We start from the raw sequence: 1386 nt of genomic DNA, 5'->3' as shown, positions 1-1386 counted from the left end.
TCGCACAGCACCTGTTCCTGCGGCGACCTGGGTGCCCTGCCCGAACCGCCGCCCCACTCCGGGGCCGGCAGCGCCCGGCGGTCCACCTTCCCGTTAGGGTTCAGCGGCAGCCTGTCCAGCACCATGAACGCCGCGGGCACCATGTAGTCCGGGACCCGCTCGCGCACCCACTCCCGCACCGCATCCACACTCACGCTGCCGGTGCCGCCGTCACCCTCGCAACCGGTGCCGGGGGTGACGTAGGCAACGAGTCGTTTGTCCTGTTCCCGGTCCTCACGGACCACGACAACGGCCTGCCCCACCCCCGGACAACCCGCCAGCACCGACTCGATCTCCCCGAGTTCGATCCGAAACCCACGGACCTTGACCTGGTTATCCACCCGTCCCACGAACTCCAGGTTGCCGTCCGGACGCCAGCGCACCACATCTCCTGTGCGGTACATCCGCGCCCCGGGCGGACCGAACGGATCGGCCACGAACCGCTCGGCGGTCAGCGCCGCACGGTTCCAGTATCCGCGCGCCACACCCGCACCAGTCACATACAGCTCACCTGCCACACCCGGTGGTACCGGATGAAGCCCCGTACCCAGCACATACACCCGCGCGTTCCACACCGGACGACCAATCGGCGGCGCCTGTCCATCGGTATCGTCGTCGGTGTCGAACCACGCAGTCGCGTATGCGGTCGTCTCGGTCGGCCCGTAGCAGTTGACGATGCCGCTGCTGGGCAATGCTGCTCGGGTTTCGGCTACGGCTTGTGCCGACAATGCCTCGCCGCCCAACACCACATGCTTCGGGCTGAGCGTGACGCTGCCGTGGGCGAGTAGTTGCGCAAACCCCGACGGCACCGCGCTGATGAGGCTGACGCTCTCCTGGTCCGGCCGGACTTTGGCCAACGCAAGGACATTGGCGACGATGTCGATGCGTCCGCCGACCGTCAGCGGACACAGGATCTCGAACACTGAGAGGTCGAAGGTGAGTGACGCTGACGCCACGACGTGCGAGAGCGCGGGCAGACCGAAAGCGGCTGCCGCCCAAGCGGTGAAATTACCGACATTCTCATGGGCGGTGATGACGCCTTTGGGAGTGCCGGTCGATCCGGAAGTGTAGGTGACATGTGACGGATGCTGGGGAAGCAGCCGGGCAGCCCGATCGGCATCGGTCAGGTCCGCCGCCGAGTACCGATCCAGCACCTGCTGAACGGACAGATCGTCGATCAGCACGCGAGGCACCGCTGCGTCGGACACCAAGCCGGTGACCTCAGGGACGGTCAACATCAGCATCGGCTGTACGTCGTGGAGCATGAACGCGATGCGTGACGGTGGGTAGTCCGGGTCGATGGGCAGGTACGCGCCTCCCGCCTTGAGCACGGCGAGGACGGCCACG

Annotated in this window: 1 protein-coding gene; it reads right to left on the bottom strand. The window is 66.8% G+C overall.

Features of this window, described 5'->3' with window-relative positions; all coding sequences use genetic code 11:
* Positions 1–1386 (bottom strand): amino acid adenylation domain-containing protein (locus ACI2L1_RS45205; protein WP_404745303.1); only part of this gene is annotated, 1386 nt, incomplete at both ends.

It is taken from the genome of Streptomyces sp. NPDC019531, from assembly GCF_044903305.1.
In the GTDB taxonomy this organism is placed as follows: domain Bacteria; phylum Actinomycetota; class Actinomycetes; order Streptomycetales; family Streptomycetaceae; genus Streptomyces.
The sequence above is the reverse complement of the archived record's forward strand: the minus strand, read 5'-3'. Positions and strand labels throughout refer to the sequence as shown.